Consider the following 22614-nt stretch of genomic DNA (forward strand, 5'->3'; position numbering starts at 1 on the left):
GTGTATTTAGCGCACTCATTGATATTTATAAACTAAAAAATTTACGTCCCCCTAAGTTACTTATATTTGGGAATGTAAATGAAGATCCTGAATATGCAAATTATCTAAAGGAACAAGTTGATGTATTGCATCTTAATGATGCCATTATTTTTTTAGATGAAGTCCCTCTGCAAACTTATAAGAATAAAAATAATAAATTGTTTTTAGATGAAATAGATTTACTCATAATCTGTCATGCTCTATCAGGTGCGGTTTTATTTACTCCGAATGTAGAAAATGTTGAAAGTGTCGGTTTAGGACCAGCGCTTGCAGCTATCGCCGGCCTCCCTTGTGCTGTGACAGAATATACCGCTTTCACTGAATTCTATGGTTCCGAATATCACCATATAAAAGTCAATCCGGCCTCCCCTGAAGATGCCGCACAACAGTTATTTGAATGGATGCGCATGCATGCGGCTGGAGATGCAGCTATTAAAATACGTTTAAACAGCAATAAAGCGCTGATTCAATCAAAATTCCCTAAAGGCCCATGGTTAGAATTTATATATAAATTACAAAGCGAATTATATGGTTTGAATTTAAAACCATTGATTTTTAAATAAAACATTCCTATTAGAGGATACATAATGAACAATATAGATTCGATAACCCCCACAAAGGTGACAGAGCTCCCTGACAAAATTAACATTCTGATATTAGGTGGAGGAATGTCGGGCTTAGAATTAGCCAAACATTTAAATAATAGAAAAGTTGAAAATATTGTTGTTATAGAGGCTGGCCCCGCTGACGATTACAATCATATAAATGCGGGCGAAGAATATCAACGAGCTAATGAGTTTTGGAAGAATGAAGACTCAGATAAATATGCTTACCGTTCATGGTGCTCTTTAAGTGAACCTCATTTTTCAAAAGGAACATGCTTACGGCGAAGAGTGGGCGGCCGATCACTCTATTGGCATGGTGTTATTTTACCAATAGAAACCGAAATTCTCGAATATTGGCCTGCAAAAATTGTCAGTGACTTAACGGAGAGCTGGTTAGAAGGCCCTTCTCTCTATACACAGGTACAATCCGAAATATTATCATGGGCAGAAAAGCGCTATGATGCTAACTATTCTTTTAATTTTGCCGGCTTTAAATTTAAGATAACCCCTCAAGTCACTAAAATACTCGGGGAGTCTGGCCGTTGGGAGGCTTATTCTCCATTATCCTATTGGAAAGAAGACACCCCATACAGCCCCCCCCCTATTATTATGTCTGAATATGAAGCTGAATCCCTTATTATTAGAAATGGTAAATGTATAGGAGCCAAATTAAGAAATATAAATAACAATAGGATATACAATGTGTTAGCGGATAAATGTGTTCTGGCTTTAGGTACAATTGAAAATTCACGCTTAGCCGCTCAAGCACTTTACGACTCTGGCAATTTGATCGAGAAAAAAATTACAGGCCTTGTTGATCATATAGTACAGGGATTTAATGTCACCTTTGAACACAATAAAGCCCCAGAAAGAATTTGGAAGTTAATTGAGAGTCATCCCGATACTATATTTTTCAGTCCTAGCTTATCTGGGGAGAGATTTAATTTATTTTTTACTGTCAGTAAATCAGATTTGGGTATTGAATTAGAAGTGTGGACAATGGGTGAGCAAATACCCTCAATTCACGGGAATATCAGTGTAGAGACAAGTGATGACGTCATGCCATTAACTATTGCGTGTAATTTCAGTGATGCTGACAATATTCTAATACAAAAAGAAAAGGATGAATTAAATATATTCTGGCGTGAAGTCTGTAATGATACAAAAATACCATTTGAACCTTTGGATTTTGAAACAGGATTTGTTATTCATGCCCGTACTATGGGAGATGTACACAATCAGTTTTTTTCACCATCAAGGATCGCCAATTACAATGTACCCACAACGTGGGTCAGCCCTCTGGGTACAGAAAATCATGAGAGTAGCACTCTGCCATTAGGTGAAATATTAAATAACAATCATGAATTTAATCATATTAAGAATCTATTTGCTATCGGTCCAAGCACATTCCCACGACCAGGCGCAGCTAATCCATCATTAACAACACTCGCGATATCACGTCGACTCGCTTATTTACTTAACTAACGACTTAACTAACTCTATTATAAATTAATAAGGATATTAATTATGAAAAAACCAATTTATATTCTTGGTACGGCTTTATCCCACGATGGTTCAACCTGTCTAATGAAGGATGGAGAGATTATATTTGCAATTGAAAAAGAAAGAATATCAAGAGTAAAGCATGATGGGTTCAATGATAATATGACTATTCAGTATTGTTTAGATGCCGCAGGTATTGAATATAATGATCTTTCGTTAATTGTAGAACAAAACTCTCACAACCCACTTTTTAGCGAGCAATTAGAACATCGAAAAAACAGGGAATTACCGCCCATGGTTCCTGTTATAACACTTTCCCATCATTTAGCTCATGCTTATAGTGCAATAGGCACATCCCCATATGATGATATGGGGGTTGTCGTTATTGATGGGCATGGTGGCAGTGTAGATAGTTGTAATGACATGATTACGAGTATCTCTGACACAGATAATATTCATACTAATAATCGGTACCGCTACTGGGAAACATGTAGTTATTATGTCTATCAAAGTGGGAAAATGATGCCGATATTCAAAGATTTTTCTCGTTGGGTTAACAGGAAGGACAGAAAAACCTATCCCGTTTCAACATGGGAAATAGAAAATTCTATTGGAGAATTCTACGAAGGAATAGCTCTGTATATTTTTGGTGAACTTGACTGCGCTGGTAAATTAATGGGCTTGGCTCCCTATGGAAGAGCGAATATTATTAATTGGCAACCTTTCTTTTTCAATTCAGGGAAAGTGATACTGCGTAATGATTGGTGGGCAAATATAGACCCACTCCTGAATACTCATCCGACACATTTTCAAGATAACTTCCAATATTATGCAGACCTGGCGTATTGGGCACAAAACAAACTTGAAGAAGCCTTATTTTACCTGTTCAACTATTACTATCAACTCCATCCTATGATGAACTTTGCTTATGCCGGTGGAGTTGCATTAAATGCTACGGCGAATGAAAAACTTATTAATGAATGTAATTTCGATAATTTATATATCCAACCTGCGGCCGGTGATAATGGGCTTTCCATCGGATGTTGTTATTATGGTTGGCTGGAAGTCCTCAAGAAAGAGCGGGTTAAACATTCTGGTTCGACATATTTTGGAAAAAACTATAATGATATTAGCGTAGTGACAGAACTTGAAAAATATACTGATAAAATTGAATACACTTATTGTGAAGATATTGAAGCCATGGCGGCCGATTCCATTGCGTCTGGTCAGGTCATTGCCTGGTTTCAAGGGGAGTCGGAGTTCGGACCACGCGCCTTAGGTAATAGAAGTATTTTAGCAGACCCCCGCAGCTCGCAGATGAGAGATCACATTAATGCCAATGTGAAGTTTCGCGAGGATTTCCGACCTTTCGCTCCCGCTGTGTTGTGTGAGAAAGTGCATGACTATTTTCATTTGAGTCATGACAGTGACTACATGCTATATATTGCCGATGTAAAAGAACAATACCGAACGGCCCTCCCCTCAATTGTCCATGTCGATGGCAGTGCTCGTGTTCAAACGGTTAAAAAGGATATCAATAGAAAATTCCATAAATTGATAACCTGTTTTTTTGAAGAGACTAAAATACCCATTTTGCTTAACACCTCGCTGAATACTAAAGGTATGCCCATAGTAGAAACACCAAAGGATGCGATTGATTTATTTTTAAATTGTGGTTTAGACCTTTTATTTATCAATAATTATAGAGTATCAAAAAAGATAAGTTGTTGACTAATAATCATATATATCAATAAATAATATTTTATAGTTAAAATTCAGAGGCTTATATGCAAGGGAACATATTTCCACTCCACAAAAAAAACAACCTTAAAATAGGTATTATTCATCTATCTACAGAAGGAGTTCAAATTTTTGTCGGTGGTGTCGGCTCTTATATTAGAGGGCAAATTCAAGCACTTCCTGATATTGTTGATTTATTGTCTGTTCATGATATCTGGCTAGAACCGCATTTTATTGAGATTGCATACAGCAAATATAATATTTTTTTTGATGCTGATAGTCACGCCCACTATATAGAAAAAATTCATGAAATGGGCGGTACATTTTCTACTGTACCAAACATGACATTAGGGAATGCGACCGGGTGTTTATGGCCCTATGGTGATGCTTTTCTCGGTGATATACAAAACTGGAAAATATCTTCGGCCGCTGCAGCAGCAAAAATTATTGATATCAGTGAAAATTACGATATTACCCTGGCATTCTGTCATGAACTGCCATTCTCATTTACGCCTTTAATTGCCAGCTTACATACCGCAGCAGAAGATATAAATTTAAAGATTATTTATGTTTCTCACGGCACCGCATTTAATCATGAAATGCCACTTCCTAATCCCGAACGGCTTATGGCTGAATCATTACCCATTCAATGGGCAAAGATTGATGCTAATATTAAAATCGGTACTATCAGCAACTTTCTGGCTAATCATTTAGTTTCACAATATGGCGCTGATCCATACACATTTATACCGGTTCCCGCCGGGATAAATATCAATGATCCGTGGTTCCGAATACGCAGTGAACAAGAAATCTGCAACACTCTATCCTCTTATGGAATATCACTCGAATACCCACTGGCTATTACGCTGGGGAGAGGTGTGTATTATAAGCGCTATGATTTATTACTGAAGGCAGCCAATTACCTGGGTAATGATATCCATGCCGTAATCGTGAGTGATCCTGTTTTACCGGAATTATCAGTATTAGCTAGCCAGTTGGATGTGCACACTTCGATTATAAATTCGTTTGATCGCGAACTGATGGCTTGCCTAATTCAGTGGCGTAATACCCGCGTGTGCGTTCTTTCTGCCGAAAATGAGCCAAATGGATTAATTCCTATGGAATCGCGCTGGTTAGCCAGAAAGCAGGGGGCAATATTAGTTGTCGCCGACTCAGGGGGGCTGAGTGAGCAAGTTGAGCACGGTATTAATGGGTTCCTACATATTCCAGGAGATGCTGCTCATTTAGCGGAGGTCATACACCATATCTGCCAATTAACAGAGTTTGAAATAGAGACTATCCGACATGCAAGCGCCACACTAATAGAAGAGCAATATAACTGGAAAAACCAGATTTTGACGCCACTGCGGGGTTTAATCCCACAAATAGCAGCCCTAAATTGAGGTTGCTATTTCAAAGAGTTAAGTGGACCGAGGGCAATGCCGCTCACTGGAATTTGAGTTCTCCAGTAGCGGTATCCAATAGGGCTTTTTGGCCATTATGGCTGCTTTCAAGGCAACCAGCAGCACCTACTAACATCGGAATATCTAATTCTGTGGCCAAAATGGCGCTGTGAGAGAAAATATTGCCTTTACTTAAACAGATGCCTTTTACTTGCTGGCGATTCAACCCAATCATTTGTGAAGGGAATAGCTCCTCAGCTAATAACAAAATCTCACTGTCCAGGGTAAGGGCGACGGGCGGTAGCCCCGTCAAATGGCCCAGAGTACGATTCAGAATATCGCGAATATCCAGTTCGCGGACGCGCAGATAGTCATCATCCAGAGCCAAATAGTCTGCCGCCATGCTCATTAACTCATCTTGCAATGCCGACTCTGCACACACTAACTGCTGTTCTATCCGCCGATCCATCGCCAGATAGAGTTCTTCATCATCAATTAGCATGCCATGCGCATTAAAGATAGCCGCCGCCTGAGCACTAATCTGGTGTTCTGCCTGCTGCGCCAATTGCTGCAAATCAGCCATGGTGTGTGCCAGAGCCTGATGTAAACGCAGTTGCTCGTTAGCAATTTGCCCAGCATTAATGGTCTGCGGCAAGAATACCGGAATAGCCGGTAGCCACTGGAATATTGGCGCGGTGATAGTCCCACGCGGAACCATTACACCAGTAAATCCGCTGTCAGTGGTGGTGACTGATTCGCCAAAGTGCTGATGCGCCAGCAGCATAAAAGCATCTAAAGCTTCACCCGCTTGCTCGCCACTGGCTAGCAAACGAATAGTATCGCCTTTGCGTACTTGTAAAATGGCGAGCTGATTAAGGCTACGTGGATTCACGCATTGACCCTTTTTTTCCAGTAGTAAATCCGCGGTAAATGGCGCTAATACTTCGACCAATTTAGCCGCTGGCCGGACATGTAATCCATTGGGATTGCGCACCACCCAACTGACACTCTGTGCATCAGGGGCCGCGTTGATAGTTTCAGTAGGGTTGGTGCCAGGGGCGCTGACATTTTCACCGAGTTGCGCGGCTTTAGCTGCCAAAGCCTCCATGGCTTCAGCACGAACCTCGCTCAATGAGGCCCCGGACGATGCGGCAACCACCGCAGCCAGAGTCCCTTCGACCAGCGGAGCTGCGCAGAGCTGCACATTTTTTGCCATCTCTGGGTCTAATAACTCCAGCGCCGTTTCAGCACTGAGTAATGCACTGCCTAAATCCATCAACACTAATACACCCGAGGGGGAGTAAACCGATTCAATGGCTTCCATCACTTTAATGGCATCCGTGCCGATAGGATGATCCACATCGTCTACACCGGCGGCCACCGCTAACTGGCAGCCCCCTTGTGTCATTTGCTGTGCCAGTTCGGCCACACCCTGAGCCAGCAGCGCGCTATGAGAAACTACAACGAGATTGACCATCTTTCCTCCTGATAACCTTATCGGCTGAGCCACATTAGTGACTGGCAACCTGCCATAGCGCTTGCATCATTAACATCGCTGATGTCGCCCCAGGGTCTTGATGACCAATACTGCGCTCGCCAAGATAACTGGCGCGGCCTTTGCGGGCCTGCATCGTAATAGTCGCTGCCAATGCTTGCTGGGCACTCGCGACGGTTTGCTGCAAAGCATTCACCAGCGGCACCCCCTGTTGATTAGCCTGTTCAAGTTGCGAGACCACTGCCCACCAAACATCGCACATGGTTTTATCACCCGGCTCCGCTTTACCGCGCATCACCACCCCTTCGACCCCGTCTTTAAACATCTGACAAACTGCTGGCAGATCAAGGCTTTGTTTAGCATTGGTACTTTGGGCTGCACGAATAAAGAAAGTCCCAAATAAGGGGCCGCTGGCTCCCCCGACACTTGAAAGCAGGGTCATACCGGTATTCTTCAAGATAAAACCAATGTCTTTATCGGCAAAAGAGGGCAGTTTCTCGACCACTTTATTAAAGCCGCGATTCATATTCAGGCCGTGGTCGCCATCACCGATGTCGGTATCCAATTGTGTCAGGAAATCCCGCTGTTCGCTGAAAACCTCAGCGCAGAGCTGTAACCAGCTGACAATTTGTTGCTTGGTAAGTCCCATGGTTTTCTCCTGATGCATTATTTTTTAACCAGCGCTGGTGTATTCACCGGGGCATCCCACAATGACAGCAACTCATCATCCACTTTCAAAAGCGTGATGGACATGCCCTGCATATCCAGCGAGGTGCAGTAAGAGCCGATCAATTTGCGCTCAATGGTCAAACCAAAGTCGGCACAGCAGGCCGCCAGACGATGCCAGACACCATAAAGTTCTGATAGCGGCGTCGCGCCCAAGTTATTGACCAGAGCAATGACTCGATCGCCTTTCGCCAGTGGTTGCTTGCTCTGGCGCGTTTCACTCCAGTCTTCAGCCTGTCGGTCCCAATGACGCAATGTGCGCTGGTAACTGCCGTGGTCAATTAGGGTCTGGAACATCGTATCCACAGTATCATTCAAAGAAATAAATGGCCGCCGTTCGATACCGGGTTCACCATGGATCCCAACCCCAAACTCCATCTCGTTTTCAGCTAAGATAAAGGACGGTTTACCCGCTGCTGGCACCGTACAGGCTCCAAGCGCGACGCCGATTGAATGCCCCTGATTGTTGATTTTTTGACCGAGCGCCACACATTCATCCAGTGAATCACCACGGACCGCAGCGGCACCCAGTAGTTTTTCAATGATGACCGTATTGGCTACCCCGCGCCGCCCGGCGGTGTACAGGCTGTCTTTGACGGCGACATCATCATCAATTACCAGGGTGCCAACCGCCGTTCCACCGGCATGCAGTAGCTCTGCCGCCGTTTCAAAGTTCAGAATATCGCCGGTGTAATTTTTAATGAGCATCAGCACGCCCTGCCCGCCATCAATGGCTTGGCCACACTCATACATTTGATCTGGCGTCGGTGAAGTGAAAATCTCACCAGGGCAAGCCCCATCCAGCATACCTTCGCCGATAAAACCACAATGCATGGGTTCATGGCCACTGCCACCACCAGACATCAAGGCGACTTTGCCCTTCACCGGCGCATCTGCCCGAGTGATAAAAAGCGGTTCCTGGTGCAATGCCAGCTCAGGATGGGCTTCAACCAATCCCTTAATTTGCTCCTGTAATACACTCTCAACGCTGTTAATTAATTTTTTCATTTTATGCTCCGCGAACGGGAATGCTTGGAAAATAGGGCTGCCGATGCTGAGGAACACCGGCAAACTCAGTCAGTTAGCTTGTCTATCAATTAACTTGTCTATCAATTAGCTGGCCTGCCACACACATTAATTGAGGAAAGCCTGACCTAAACGGTCAGCCACAATAATAGCGGCATAAACGCTGTCTGCTGTGACGGCGAACGGCATGTTGTGAATAGTTTCACCCTCGGCACAGCTGGCCTCGGCGACGGCACGAATTTTGCGCTCGATATCCTGTGAAACACCCATTTCAGCCAATGTGATTGGTAGACCTAATTGTTGGCAGAATGAGAGCACGGTTTCGATCTCTTCCATACTGCTGTTCTGAAGCACGAGCTGCGCCAAGGTACCGAAAGCCACTTTCTCACCGTGATACAGGTGATGACACTCTTCCAATACAGTGAAACCGTTATGAATGGCGTGGGCCGCTGCCAAACCACTACTTTCAAAACCAATGCCACTCAGATAAGTATTGGCTTCGATGATACGTTCTACAGCTTCGGTGACCACGCCGGCTTCCACCGCCAACTTGGCTTTATAGCCCTCTGCCAGTAGGGTTTCGTAGCATAAACGGGCCAGAGTCACTGCGGCTAATGTCGAAGCGCCGCCGGCCATACTGATAGCTTTGGCATCGAAACAAGCTTGTGCTTCAAAGTAAGTCGAGAGCGCGTCGCCCATACCGGCGACCAGCAAGCGCACAGGCGCTTTGGCAATAATCGCGGTATCCATCAATACAATGTCAGGATTTTTAGGGTAAATCAGATATTCGGCGAACTCGCCCTGCTCGGTATAAATCACTGATAACGCACTGGTTGGCGCATCGGTAGAAGCAATGGTGGGCACCACAATCACTGGAATATGCTGATAGTGAGCAATCGCTTTAGCTGTATCGAGGGTTTTCCCGCCACCAATACCAATGACACCATTGCAGTGATTTTTTTTCAGCTCAACCGTCAGCCGCTCAATTTCGTGACGGGAACATTCGCCGTTAAAGCGACTGAAATGATTTTCTAGCTCACTCGCTTGTAGACTGGTGCCAACAGCATCTGCCGTTAGCTTCATGACAAAGTCATCAGCAATAATAAAGTAGTTATTAGCCAGTAACTTAGCGAATTGGCCAATAGACTGTAGTGCATTGGCACCTTGAATATATTTAGACGGAGATTGAATGACTTTCAGCATATCTTGCTCCTGTTGCGTAGATATAGTGTAAGAATGACTATTTTTTAGGGTCAATTTGATGAAACTGGAACCACTATAAGCGCAAAAAACAGGCTGAGAATCGAATGTGAAAACGTTCCATAATGAAACATAGATAGGTCAATGCCGTTTCATTATGGAACAAAATTGTGCGTAATCTGAGGAGGAAGAGAGGTAGTGCACAGTTTGTCTTCAGGAGGACTCATTTTTATGCTCAGCATAAATAGTTTTCAGTCGTGTGAAAAATTATGTTCCTACTTTCACGACCAGATTGAATAAAAAAACACACATCGAAATGAAGATAACTAAAAATAAAGTCCTAAAATAAACTCTGCATCTTGAATAAATTATTTTTATAACATAACTTATTTAAGTCATTTATTTAAGATGACTAATAGGATTTTTCAATTAAATCTAACCTAATCAATTCAGAGGATATTATTAATGAATAAAATATCTATAGAGCCAACTCTCTCATACCAATCTAATGATGCTTATACTGGCCACGTCAATCCTGTTTAACTATTAGTCTTATTTTTCATCCCAATAGGCAGTCAGCTTTGCTGACTGCCTCAAATACAGACAAATGGAATTGCAATGAAAATAATTGATCCTTTTATTTTTATAACACTTATTAATGGGAAGTTTATTTTATGGGATTATAGAAACCATAATCAATATGAGATAGACGATGAGTATATGAAAAGAATTAAAGATCTTGTTAATGGTGATAAGTTCACAGACTCACCGATAGATAAAACCATCATAGATAGTAGAATATTAGATTGCGATGATAGAAATATGTGCAATTGGGGGTGGGACTGTTTATCAAAAATATTTCATATTGGGACCCAGGTCGTTTTGGATAAAAATATGAGTTTGCCAATTGATGATAGCTATGAAGGCTATGTCAATTATTGTGCCTCAATAGTAAAGAATATTCCTGATCTAGATTACCAACGTTCAGGGGAGATATTTAGCTTACCCAAACCCAACAAGCATTTTTTAGCTAAAAAAAATTTATTGATACTTTATTTGCGCGTAAAACAAGCAGAGAATTCAAGGTAGAAGCCGTTTCACTGCAAGAAGTGGCCGAGGTCTTATATTGGACGTTTGGTACACCTCATGGCTCAACGCGAACAGAAATGGAAGCTGCTGGGCTCAGATCTGTAGGTTATCGTCGAACCTCCCCATCAGGTGGTTCTCTACAAACCAGTGAGGCTTATCTAGTCGCTTTAAATGTCACGGGATTAGTATCCGGTATATATCACTACCATTCTCAAAAACATAAATTAATACTCGTCAGCACTGACATTAACGGTGAGAAACTGGGAAGTCTCTTATGTGCCCAGATGTTTGCCAAGGACTTGGCTTTTGGTATTTTCATTACCTCATGTTTTAAAAAAATGTGGTGGAAGTATCCTCACTCAAGAGCATATCGCGTAGCATTATTTGATATTGGTTGTTTAATTCAAACATTTCAGCTAATTACTACAGCTATGCAATTAGGATCTTGGCCAACAGGCTACTTTTTGGATCGCGAAATAAATAAGTTACTCGACGTAAATGAAGCAGAAGAGGCTGTTTTGTTTTTTCTCGGCGCAGGACCAAGCTCTGGCTCCCCTTTTGCACCTAATTTACTGGAAACTATAAAGCGAAAAATAAATAGTAAAGGAAATAATAAATGAAAATATTATCGTTTAAGTCAGGGCATGATGGCAGTATTTGTTATATTAAAAATAATAAATTAATTTTTTGCCATGAGGCGGAAAAAGACTCTGGAACTCGTTATTCTCCTGTCACAGCTGAATGCACCATTGAGGCCCTAACAACTCTAAATGATGCTCCAGATATAATTGCTCTCAGCGGCTGGTCATCAGGCAATAACCCACATGGACGTAATATTGGTGCCGGTTATTTTGGATTAGAAATAGCCGAACCGGTGAGGGGAGGTTTTCTACAAAATAATGTGCTTTTTTTCACCTCATCTCATGAACGTTCTCATTTATTATGTGCATATGGGATGTCACCTTTTCTTCAGGGAAAACCCTGTTATGCACTGTTATGGGAAGGACATATTGGTTCTTTCTATCATATTGACCAACAGCTAAATATTAACAAACTTGCTGATATCATGCCTGATGTAGGTGTGCGCTATGCATTTTCATATGGTATTGCTGATAAAACCTTTCCATTTGTGAGAGGCCAAGTAAGGTTAGGTGATGCGGGTAAAATTATGGCTTTGGCTGCTTACTGTAATAGAGATAAAAAAACAATTCAGGATGAAGAACTAATATCCCGTCTAATGTGTATACCCTTAGATCATAAAAACCTATGTAAAACTCAATTTTCACAATCATACTTATATAATATTGGAGTAGATAGTGATGCTTTTAAGCAATTTGCAGGACACTTTACTGATGCAATATTTACAAAGTTCTATCATGAAGTTAAAAAATACGTTAAGCAGAAACTGCCATTACTGATAAGCGGTGGCTGTGGTTTGAATTGTGATTGGAATAGTAAGTGGCTAAATTGTGGTTTATTCGATGACATTTTTATTCCTCCGTGTGCGAATGACTCAGGTTCTGCCATTGGAACTGCTATTGATGCACAGTATTATTTTACAGGTAATGCAAAAATAGATTGGGATATTTACTGCGGCCAAAAATTCAGTGATGACATCATTGATATTTATGGTCTTAAATATGAAAAACTAAACTATTATAATGTCACATCTGCTCTTGCCAGTGGAGACATTATCGGCTGGGCCAATGGTAAAGCGGAACTCGGCCCCAGAGCATTGGGTAACCGTTCAATATTAGCAGCACCTTTTAATAAGGCCACATTGACACGTTTAAATACCATAAAAAATCGGGAATCTTTTAGACCCATAGCCCCGATCTGCCTACAAAACGATGTATCTGATATTTTTGACATAAATAACCCTAGCCCTTACATGCTATTTTTTGCTCATGTTTTAGACAAAAACCTTCAAGCTATCACTCATATTGATGGTTCATCCCGGCCACAGACTGTTAATAATGACCAAAATAGTAATATTTATCAGTTACTATTAAATTTTAAGAAAATTACGGGCTATGGCGTACTATGTAATACTTCACTAAACTTTAATGGGAAAGGTTTTATTAATCGAACGAGTGATTTAGCGAGCTATATGTTGCAACAAGGTCTTGATGGTTTTGTTATCAATGATCGTTTTTATACAAAAGATCCTTTACATTAGAGTAACGAGAAATAATATTAATGTTAAGCCTATTTAAAATAGCAGGATACCCTTCTCTATTTGCATCTAGAATATTCAATTCCATTGCTGTTTGGGTCGATTTTATCCTTATTTTTACTGTAATGAGTTTTCATTTTAATGCTTCTGCTTATCAGCTAGGAATAGCGGCAGCACTATACGGTTTCCCCGGATTATTATTAGGCCCATTTATTGGCCAAATAGCCGATAGACATTCACCAGCAATTATATTACTCGCAAGTGCTTATGGTCGATTTACAACCTCTATATGGCTTGCCACCTCCACTCATCATGAATTATTTTTACTTGGAGTTCTTCTTAAAGGGATCAGTAATCTAGGTATGGTCCCTGCCGAACAAATATTAATCAGGGAGTTATTAAATAAAGAACAAATACTGCTAACCATCACACTAACAAATATTATTGATCAGTGTATTAAAATAACATCTCCATTAATTGGTGCTTTCCTCTCGACAATAACAAATTCGCAAGGTGGATTTTACTTAACAGCATTACTGGCATTGATAACATCGCTACTAACCATCAGAATTGGTTTTACTCTTAAATGGATTAAAAAAACAGGTAATGTGACAACCATGCTGCCTGATTTTAGGGTGGTATATAATATTATCCGTAATAATCATGTACTATTTTCTTCTTTTTTAGTGGTTCTATCCGCCTCACTTACACTTGGATTATACGATTCAATTCTTTCTATTTTATTAAGAGTTATGGGATTTAGTGCTAATGCATTTGGTATCATTGTCAGTAGCACTGCCACCGGTGCTATTTTATGCGGTTTCTTATTTAAGAAAATATATTTATTATTTAGTAACCAACAGCTGATGATTTGTGGACTTATTGGTTTCAGTTTAACTATCCTTATTGCTGGTATCATCTGTTTGGCTTTTGATAACTTTCACCTTTATATTTTCTGCATCATTTGGTTTATCAATGGGTTTTGTTATGCCTGTATTGTAATGTCATTTAGCGTTGTTCTACAAAATGAAGCACCAACCAACATGTTAGGTGTCATCTCGACCAGTTGTCGCAGCTTACAGTTAGCAGCGCTGGTTGCTGGCCCTGTTATCGGGTCAGGTCTGGCTCATTATGTTGGCGTCCCTATAACATTTGTTATTGCTGGTAGTACCGGTCTTGTTATCACCGGATATCTATTGCTCATGCCGCCAAAAAAACTCAACCCATAAAAAAACAGCCCCAATAATGGGGCTGTTAAGGTTATTTCAGGCGCGGTAACACGCCACTATCCATTATTCACTAGCTGGCCGTTATTCGCTAGCTGGCTCATCATGAGCATGTGTTTTAGGTTCCGGGTTCATACAGCTGTATATCACTGGCAGCACCAATAATGTCAGCACGGTCGCAAAGCCCAGACCGAACATAATCACCACCGCCATACTTTGGAAGAAAGCATCGCTAAGCAGCGGAGCCAGCCCCAATACAGTGGTAAATGCAGTTAGCATAATAGGCCGCAAACGCGCGGTGGAAGCATCAATAATGGCGTCGCGCAGCGGTTTTTCCTGCCGCTGTAAGCCAATCTCTTCCACCAGCACAATTCCGTTACGGATCAACATCCCACTCAGACTTAACAGCCCCAATAAGGCCATAAAGCCGAAAGGAATACCGGTCAGCAAGAAGCCCACTGTCACACCAATCAGCGCTAATGGCACCGTCAGCCAGATAGCCAGCGCGTTACGCACCGAGCTAAACATCAAGACGGTCACCACAAACATAATCAGGAATGCTATCGGTAAACTGATGAAAATACCGCGTTGTGCTTCTTTGGTACTTTCGTAGTCACCGCCCCATTCAAGTTCATAGCCGCGTGGCAGTTGAACAGCTTCAACCCCCGGTCTGATACGCTGCAATAACTCAGCTGAAGTTTCGCCGCCCTGCTGGGTCGGATCCGTTTGCACCGTCAATGTCCGTTTGCGATCCAAACGCATAATCAGCGGGTCTTCCCACTCAGTTTCAAAACTGGTGACGACGTTATCGATCGGGATAAAGGCAAGGCGTGCCTGACTCCAAACCATCACGTCATTCAACCGTTCGGCATTGAGCCGCTCGGAATCCGGCGTGCGCAATACAATCGGCATCAGGCGGGTGCCATCGCGGTATAACCCAACCGGCAAGCCACCAAAGCTCATGCGCAAGGTGCCATCAACCTCGCGTTTATCCACACCCAACTCGCGGCCCAGATAGTCCGAGAATTGTGGCCGGATCATTTTGCTACGATCTTGCCAGTCATGCCGCGCACCATCCGCCATCGGATCAGCAATGATCGCTTTCTCCGCCTGTGCGGCCAAACTGCGTAATACCTCTGGATCCGGGCCAATAAAGCGGGCTTCAATGGAACTGTTGTTTGACGGCCCGAACATAATACGTTTTATTTGCGCATCAACTTGCGGGTATTCGTCATGCATATAGGCTTCGATTTCATCAATCAAACCTGGGATTTGGTCTAGCTGTTCAGTCCGAACCATCACCTGCGCATAGTTAGGATAATGACGCTGGGCGTTATATGTCAGCATAAAGCGCATCGCGCCCTGACCTATCGTCGCCATGGTGTCAGCCACCCCTTTTTGCTGCTTGATATACTGTTCGACCTTATTGGCTACGCCTTCGGTATAACTGATATCCGTGCCATTCGGCAGCCAAATATCAACAAAGAAGATCGGCGTATTTGATGGCGGGAAAAAGCTCTGACGAACATTGCCAAAGCCCACCACCGACGCCACTAACATTGCCGCCAGCAGGATCAAAGTGACCGCACGGTATTGCAGTAACTTATTCAATACCACACGATAATAGCGGAACAGCCAGCCATCATAAGGTTGCTTAGCGGGTTTATCGGCATCCACTTTCGCGGGCTTTTGGTTCTGGAATGCCCACTTGGAAAATACCGGCGTCAGCGTCAGTGCAGTAATCCAGCTCAACATCAGCGAGATCAACAACACTTGGAATAGCGATTTACAATATTCACCGGTTGCATCATTGGACAAGCCAATCGGGGCAAAGGCTAAAATGGCAATCACAGTTGCGCCTAACAGCGGCATCATCGAGCGCTTCACGACATTGCCGATCGCCGTCGAGAGACTTTCGCCGCGCTGGCGGCCAACCACAACCCCCTCCACCACCACAATGGCGTTGTCCACCAGCATACTGAGCGCGATAATCAGCGCCCCTAACGATACCCGCTGTAGCTCAATATTAAACAGCCACATAATGAGCAAGGTGCCGAGTACGTTCAGTGCCAGTGAGATGGCAATGACAATGCCACTGCGCACCCCCATGAAAATCAACAAGGTGACAACAACAATCAACAGCGCTAACAGGAAGTTAAGGATAAAGCCGTTGACCGCCCCTTCGACTTCATGGGATTGGTCATAAAACACATTGATATGCATGCCTGACGGGCGCTCGCCTTCCAACTGCGCCAGTCGAGCTTTAATGGCATTCCCCACATTCACGACGTTGACATTCGGAGCGAATGAGATCCCCAGTGCCAATGCAGGCTTACCATTAGCGCGGTAAATATTGGTCGGTGAATGACCAAAACCTTGTGTTACTGTCGCGATATCACGTAAATAGACACTTTTCGGGCTACCCGGCTGACTAACTAATAAGTTCCCCAGCTCTTGGACGCTTTGGAATTCACCGGTTGGATGCAAACGAATCGACTCGCTGCCCACTTGTAGCTGGCCCGCATCGGACACCACGTTCTGGCGGGCGAGCAAATCGGATAACTGCTGCGGCGTAATGCCCGCCGCGGTCATCTGGGCGCGAGAAATCTCGACCTGAACTTCTTCAGGTAAGATACCGACGATCCCCACTTTACCGACACCTGGCACCAGCACCAGCTCACGCCGCAGTTGCTCGGCGAAGTTGCGTAAATCCTGATTGCTGTAGCCGTCCCCGGTGAGCGAGAAGAAGAAGCCGTAGACATCGCCGAAGTCGTCATTGACCATCGGCGCACTGGCTCCCGGCGGTAACCGCACGCTGTTATCATTTATCTTACGCCGTAATTCATCCCAGATTTGCGGCAATTCATTCGCACCATATTGCGCACGAATATTAATAGTGATTTGCGATAAGCCCGCGCTGGAAATGGAGGTCACATCATCAACATAAGAGAGTTCCTGAATGGCATTCTCCAGAGGCAATGTGACTTCTTCCTCAACCTGCTGCGCCGATGCACCATCATAACGCGTAACAACCACCGCCGTTTTGATGGTAAAAGCCGGGTCTTCCAACCTGCCTATATTGAGATAGGCAATAATACCCCCAATACCCAGCAACAAAATTGTTAGCCAGATACGGGTGCTATTATTGATATAGTTATCAAGCAGTTTCATTAGAGACCCCGCTCACGTACCCAAGCCCGAACAACTTGATTTGGGCGAAGCTCACCGGTGCCTGCGGCGACAATCTGCTCACCATCAGCCAACCCTGAAGTGATTTGAATGCCGTTCGCTGTCAATTGGCCCACTTGCACTTTGCGTTCCTCAACATGCAACTGGCCTTCATCATTTTTGATGACCCAAACCCGAGCATCATTCAGCTGGGTGTTATCAGGGTTAAATACGGCTTCGACTGGCACGACGATGGTCGGGTGGTCAGTCCCTGACAGATTGCCAGAGTTAATTCTTACCCGCCCACTGATACCAGAAAGCAATGGCATATCCGCCGGGCGCTTCATCGTCAGTGTCACTTGGAAAGTCTGGGAAGCCGAAGTTGTCGAGGTGGTATGTTCTTTATATTCAGCAATAAATTCACGCCCCGGCATATGGTTAAGCAATACCGTCGGCTTGTAGTTGCGGTTGCTGATGTCGAGTGTGGTAAACAGGCGCTCTGGCACACTGAAGACCACATCCAACGTATCCAAGGCGCTTAATGTCGCCACCGCTTGGCCTGGGGCCATGACCTGATGGTTACGCGCATTAACATTGGCGATAATGCCATCGAAAGGGGCGGTAATAGTGGCGTCACTGAGTTCTTTTTGCGCAATTTCCAATCCCGCACGTGCCGATTCCATCTCGGCGCGGCGAACATCTAACTCGGCGCGTGAGACTGCTCTTTGCCCTTGTAAGGTATTGAAGCGGTTAAATTGATCTCGCGCCAGGTTAAAGGTGGATTGACGATCCCTGACTCGCAAGCTCAGGTCAGTGTCATTCAGTTTGGCAATCACCTGGCCTTTTTTCACCTGCTCGCCTTCGCGAACCAATAATTGTTGCAGCTGCCCACTGCGTTTAAAGGAAAGTTGGGTTTCATCACCCGCCTGTAACCGTGCCGGGAAATAACGAGTCCCATTTTGCCCACTGTCTTCGACGATAAATATTTTTACCGGGCGCACACTTTCCACAACTTCTGGGGGAGTTCGGTCGCAAGCTGCGAGAAGAAACGTTAATAGCAAGGTGACGACTGTTTTTATCTTCACTATAAGATCTCGTATGAGTCAAGTTTTCAAAATTATTGCAGATTAGTTATTCACACTTTCGATTTGTTTTCTGGACGACTGTTTTCTGGGCGATTTTTTCTAGAGCATCAGACGCACCAGTGTTTTTAATAGTGTGATTAATAATCTCCCTGTAGGTAGAACAGCACAATTAGCACTTAAATGGGTAGTGTTATTTGCGTGAAAAGTAAAGATAAGTTAACGGAGAAATAGCCAATAGCGAAATAGCATGACTCCGCTACTCACTATCGGCTATTTTTTAATCAAAACTCCACTGTACCCTCAAGGCCGCAGAGCATCCCCAAAGTCATTGGAGTCACAGGTAGGCAGCCAGCAAACGAATCCCGATGAGTCTATTCATTTAAGGTCAACGACCAGTCAGTGATTCGGGTAAGTGCGCGCAGCTAACAACCCCGTGGCTTCAAGGCCGCAGGGGGTTAGTAGTCGACGGCATCTCTGATGATTGGACAAGTCATACAGTGACCGCCCCCGCGACCACGACCTAACTCACTGCCGACGATCTCAATGACTTCCACCCCTTCTTTACGCAACTGGGTATTGGTTTTGGTATTACGGTCATAAGCCAACACGACACCCGGCTCCAGTGCGACCATGTTATTACCGCTGTCCCACTGCTGGCGCTCGGTGTCGTAATCATTCCCCTCAGTCTCAACTACCCGCAGTTTTTTCAGGTTTAATGCCCCTGCCACCGCCTCGACAAAGGTGCCTTTATCGCGGCTTAATTTAATGCCGGTTGGGCCATTATCTGGGCGCAGTGAGAAAGTTTGAATCTGATTAACAATCGCCGGATAGAGGGTCACTACATCGCGGTCACAGAAAGTGAATACGGTATCCAAGTGCATAGCGGCACGCAGTTTTGGCATGGCAGCAATCATCACGCGCTCAACTTGCCCTGCGCTATCTTTAAATAGCGATTGAGCTAACTGAGTAATGGCCTGATGAGAGGTGCGCTCACTCATACCGATTAACACGGTTTTGTTGCCAATCGGCATCACATCGCCCCCTTCCAAGGTCGCGCTACCGTGATGCTGTGTTGGGTCACCCCACCACACTTTCACATTGGCGTCGCCAAAATCAGGGTGGAATTTATAGATAGCCGTGGTCAGGATAGTTTCTTCATGACGCGCTGGCCAATACAGTGGATTCAGGGTCACACCACCATAAATCCAGCAGGTGGTATCGCGGGTATAAAGGGTGTTCGGCAACGGCGGCAACAGATATTCCGTGATACCCACCGCTTCGCGGATCAACTTCAGTTCTTCTTTGTCACATTTGCCATCTTTATGGAGTTCAGTGGTAGACAAGCCGCCAATCAGCACTTCAGCTAACAAGCGCGGTTCCAGACTTTCCAGATAGCTGCGGGTTTCTTGCAGAATGCCCAATGACACTTCGTTTGGCACAATTTGCTGATCCAAAATCCACTTTTTCGCTGCCGGAATAGCGACGGTCTCAGCGAGCAGATTATGCATTTCAACCACATCAACACCGCGTTCGCGCATTTTGGTCATGAAATCAAAATGGTCGCGTTTGGCTCTTTCTACCCACAGAACATCATCAAATAATAATTCATCACAATTACTCGGTGTCAGGCGGTTATGGGCACGTCCTGGCGCACAGACCATAACTTTATGCAATTTGCCGACTTCAGAATGAACGCCGAATTTTGTCTTGCCATGAGTTTTCTTAGCTTTATCTGACATAAGAGCTCCAATAAATTATATGGTGATAATTCCGGTGGCGATGCTATAAATCGCCGCGACCGCCGCCACAATCAAAACAATAAACAGTATTCTTTCGTAGCTATTAAACGCTTTTTGATGCTGTTCACGTTTGGCAATCAGGTACAAAATTGTGCCGGGGCCGTAAATAATGGCCGACAGCAGCAGGTATTTCATGCCACCTGCGTAAATCATCAGCGCAGAGTAGAAAGTCGCGACGAGGGCAAAAATAAGATCTTTTTTGTGACCTTGTTTATTTGTTTCGTAAGTCTCACCGGTCCAGGCCAGTTTTAACCCATAGGCCCCGACCAACAAATAAGGGATCAAGGTTAATGAGCTGGTTAATTCTAATGCGAGCTGGAAAGCATAATCAGTAAACAGTGTCAGAATTAAGAACACTTGAATAAAGATATTGGTCAGCCATACCGCCGCTGAAGGGACAGAATTGCGGTTTTCAGTCGCGAACACTTTTGGCATGCTTTTACTCTTAGCCGCTGAGAACAACACTTCGGCTGCCAGCAATGACCAAGATAAATAAGCACCTAATACAGAGATAATCAGACCCACGCTGATGAAAATCGCGCCCCAGCGCCCGACAATAGCTTCCAGTACACCGGCCATAGATGGCTGACGTAATGCTGCCAAATCAGGGCGTAGCAGCACACCGTAAGACAACATAGTGATCAGTACCAGCAGGCACAGCACACCAATAAAGCCCAGAACAGTGGCGATACCAACATGACTACGCTCTTTGGCATAACGCGAATAAACGCTCGCGCCTTCAATACCTAAGAACACAAATACCGTCACCAACATGGTGCTACGAACTTGGGAGAATAATGATTCAGGTTCCGCAACCGCGGGCATCACTGCCGCAGCATGGCCGACATAGCCGTAATCATTCAGGTGGGATAAATCAACACTCTTAACTACATCTGGCGTGCCCCAGAAATTCAGTGCAAACACATCACCTTTAAAGGCAAAAATCAGCACGATGACGAAAATGAAGATAGGGATTATTTTTGCAAAGGTGGCGATGGTATTAATTGCTGCGGCTTCTTTAACTCCTCGTAATATCAGGATATGAAATCCCCATAAAATAACGGAGGCCACCAATACGGCGGGGATAGTATTACCGTCACCAAATAGTGGGAAGAATGCCCCTAAGGTTGATTTGATCAGCACAAAGTAAGAAACGTTACCAATACAGGTACCGGCCCAAAAACCTAATGCTGCTGCAAAACCAAGATAATCCCCGAAGCCCTCTTTTGCGTAAATGAATACACCGGAATCCAGATTAGGTTTACGCTGCGCTAATGTTTGAAAAACAAACGCCAGCATTAACATACCACCACCAGCGATACACCAGGCGATAAGCGCACCAAACCCACCCGTTGCCCGCCCGAAAGTTGCTGGTAATGAAAATATGCCGGCACCGATCATTGAACCAACCACTAAAGACGTTAGGGCCGGTAGAGATAATTTATTCGTAGATGAATTGGCCATGATGTTCTCAATGACGTTGGATAAATTAAGTTAAATGTAGATTCTGTTTACCCTAAAAACAGATTCACCTGGACCCACTTACCGATATAAATACATATTTATCATAGCTTCCTTTAAAACTATTGCATAATGTCCGAAAAGTAGACCAAACATTACAATATGTAAATTGTTGAAAAAATTATCACATACATCAGAATTTTCCAATAGTGATCTAAATCATCATTTCATATATTCAGATAAAAACTCTCCAGTTTAATTCACTGAATAAAAGCTATTTCATTAGCATAGAAATCTGTTTTCTTTATAAGAGCCATTTAGGATGATTCCGATATTGTCACTCTTTCAATTATGCAAGCACAAATAGAATTCATGCTATGTTGCACTTGCTAATTTTATCGTCTAAGCTTAATGATTAACTCTTAAAAAATTAATTAAAAAAACCTTTAAATTCAAGCACTTAAATAAACAATCTCTTTGTAAAAAAATAGTCCATTTCTTAGAAAAATTCTCTGTGTTTTCTCATTTTCGAGCTGATAACAGACCTTTTAATCAAAAAAAAAACCAAACAATTATTGGGCTTATAACTGTACTTTGATTTTTATAAAACAAAGTCATATACCTTTTTTATCATCATATCGCCTAGCAACTCCGTTCTAAAAAATCAATAAAACCCGTGATAAAATAATAATTATCTAGATTTCATTTAATATTCATTTAGATTTCTTTTTGCAATTGTTATTAAACCGTTAATTTTTGATTTTTACATTCACCCTAACAGAAACCATAGAAATTTAACGCCACCAAAAAGATAAAAGTCAGTTTTTTACTTTTAATAAAGCAAACAAAGCAGCACAAGCCACTGTAGTAACG

Annotated in this window: 15 protein-coding genes and 1 pseudogene; 8 read left to right on the plus strand and 8 right to left on the minus strand. The window is 43.4% G+C overall.

Annotated elements, in window-relative coordinates; all coding sequences use genetic code 11:
* The 4 genes and pseudogenes from FTA91_RS05915 to FTA91_RS05930 form a co-directional block, all read left to right on the plus strand.
* A pseudogene (locus FTA91_RS05915) lies at positions 1-602 on the plus strand (hypothetical protein); the annotation flags it as partial.
* 24 nt (positions 603-626) lie between these two features.
* Positions 627-2129, plus strand: a complete 1503-nt coding sequence (locus FTA91_RS05920) for a GMC family oxidoreductase (protein ID WP_050113615.1) — start codon at positions 627-629, stop codon at positions 2127-2129.
* A gap of 42 nt (positions 2130-2171) precedes the next feature.
* Positions 2172-3878 (plus strand): carbamoyltransferase family protein, encoded by a 1707-nt coding sequence (locus FTA91_RS05925; protein ID WP_050113614.1) that lies wholly within the window; start codon positions 2172-2174, stop codon positions 3876-3878.
* A gap of 56 nt (positions 3879-3934) precedes the next feature.
* On the plus strand, positions 3935-5290 hold the full coding sequence (locus tag FTA91_RS05930) for a glycosyltransferase family 4 protein (protein WP_186366606.1): 1356 nt from the start codon (positions 3935-3937) through the stop codon (positions 5288-5290).
* Between the two features lie 43 nt (positions 5291-5333).
* Here FTA91_RS05930 and dhaM read toward each other — a convergent pair whose 3' ends face one another.
* From dhaM to FTA91_RS05950, 4 genes are all read right to left on the minus strand, one after another.
* Positions 5334-6767 carry a dihydroxyacetone kinase phosphoryl donor subunit DhaM gene (dhaM, locus tag FTA91_RS05935; RefSeq protein ID WP_050113613.1) on the minus strand — a complete coding sequence of 478 codons (1434 nt, stop codon included), beginning with the start codon at positions 6765-6767 and terminating at the stop codon, positions 5334-5336.
* Positions 6768-6801: 34 nt separating this feature from the next.
* Positions 6802-7434, minus strand: a complete 633-nt coding sequence (dhaL, locus tag FTA91_RS05940; protein ID WP_050113612.1) for a dihydroxyacetone kinase subunit DhaL — start codon at positions 7432-7434, stop codon at positions 6802-6804.
* Between the two features lie 17 nt (positions 7435-7451).
* Complete coding sequence (gene dhaK / locus FTA91_RS05945) at positions 7452-8519, minus strand: dihydroxyacetone kinase subunit DhaK (RefSeq protein ID WP_050113611.1); 1068 nt, start codon at positions 8517-8519, stop codon at positions 7452-7454.
* Positions 8520-8645: 126 nt separating this feature from the next.
* Positions 8646-9740, minus strand: a complete 1095-nt coding sequence (locus FTA91_RS05950) for a glycerol dehydrogenase (RefSeq protein WP_145535530.1) — start codon at positions 9738-9740, stop codon at positions 8646-8648.
* Between the two features lie 615 nt (positions 9741-10355).
* Between FTA91_RS05950 and FTA91_RS20285 the strand changes: the two genes are divergently transcribed.
* From FTA91_RS20285 to FTA91_RS05965, 4 genes are read left to right on the plus strand one after another with little or no spacing between them, the layout of a single operon-like run.
* On the plus strand, positions 10356-10826 hold the full coding sequence (locus FTA91_RS20285) for a hypothetical protein (protein WP_050113609.1): 471 nt from the start codon (positions 10356-10358) through the stop codon (positions 10824-10826).
* 20 nt (positions 10827-10846) lie between these two features.
* A complete protein-coding gene (locus FTA91_RS20290) occupies positions 10847-11446 on the plus strand; it encodes a SagB/ThcOx family dehydrogenase (protein WP_235896829.1) in 600 nt (199 codons plus the stop codon).
* Positions 11443-13005 (plus strand): carbamoyltransferase C-terminal domain-containing protein, encoded by a 1563-nt coding sequence (locus tag FTA91_RS05960; RefSeq protein ID WP_145535533.1) that lies wholly within the window; start codon positions 11443-11445, stop codon positions 13003-13005. Before FTA91_RS20290 ends, FTA91_RS05960 begins: the two co-directional genes overlap by 4 nt.
* A gap of 20 nt (positions 13006-13025) precedes the next feature.
* Positions 13026-14231, plus strand: a complete 1206-nt coding sequence (locus tag FTA91_RS05965) for an MFS transporter (protein WP_145583067.1) — start codon at positions 13026-13028, stop codon at positions 14229-14231.
* Positions 14232-14312: 81 nt separating this feature from the next.
* On the opposite strand, the gene FTA91_RS05970 is transcribed toward FTA91_RS05965, so the two are convergent.
* The 4 genes from FTA91_RS05970 to FTA91_RS05985 all read right to left on the minus strand — a co-directional run bounded on the left by FTA91_RS05970 (position 14313) and on the right by FTA91_RS05985 (position 21744).
* Positions 14313-17399, minus strand: coding sequence for an efflux RND transporter permease subunit (locus FTA91_RS05970; RefSeq protein WP_050113606.1), 3087 nt, complete (start codon positions 17397-17399; stop codon positions 14313-14315).
* Positions 17399-18481: an efflux RND transporter periplasmic adaptor subunit gene (locus FTA91_RS05975; RefSeq protein WP_050113605.1), complete on the minus strand. Its 1083-nt coding sequence runs from the start codon at positions 18479-18481 to the stop codon at positions 17399-17401. The genes FTA91_RS05970 and FTA91_RS05975 overlap by 1 nt, the downstream gene beginning before the upstream one ends.
* A gap of 455 nt (positions 18482-18936) precedes the next feature.
* On the minus strand, positions 18937-20220 hold the full coding sequence (gene arcA, locus FTA91_RS05980) for an arginine deiminase (RefSeq protein ID WP_050113604.1): 1284 nt from the start codon (positions 20218-20220) through the stop codon (positions 18937-18939).
* A 15-nt stretch (positions 20221-20235) separates the two neighbouring features.
* Positions 20236-21744 (minus strand): amino acid permease, encoded by a 1509-nt coding sequence (locus FTA91_RS05985; protein ID WP_050113603.1) that lies wholly within the window; start codon positions 21742-21744, stop codon positions 20236-20238.
* Between the last annotated feature and the right edge of the window lie 870 nt (positions 21745-22614).

Source organism: Yersinia thracica (assembly GCF_902170565.1).
Taxonomy (GTDB): domain Bacteria; phylum Pseudomonadota; class Gammaproteobacteria; order Enterobacterales; family Enterobacteriaceae; genus Yersinia; species Yersinia thracica.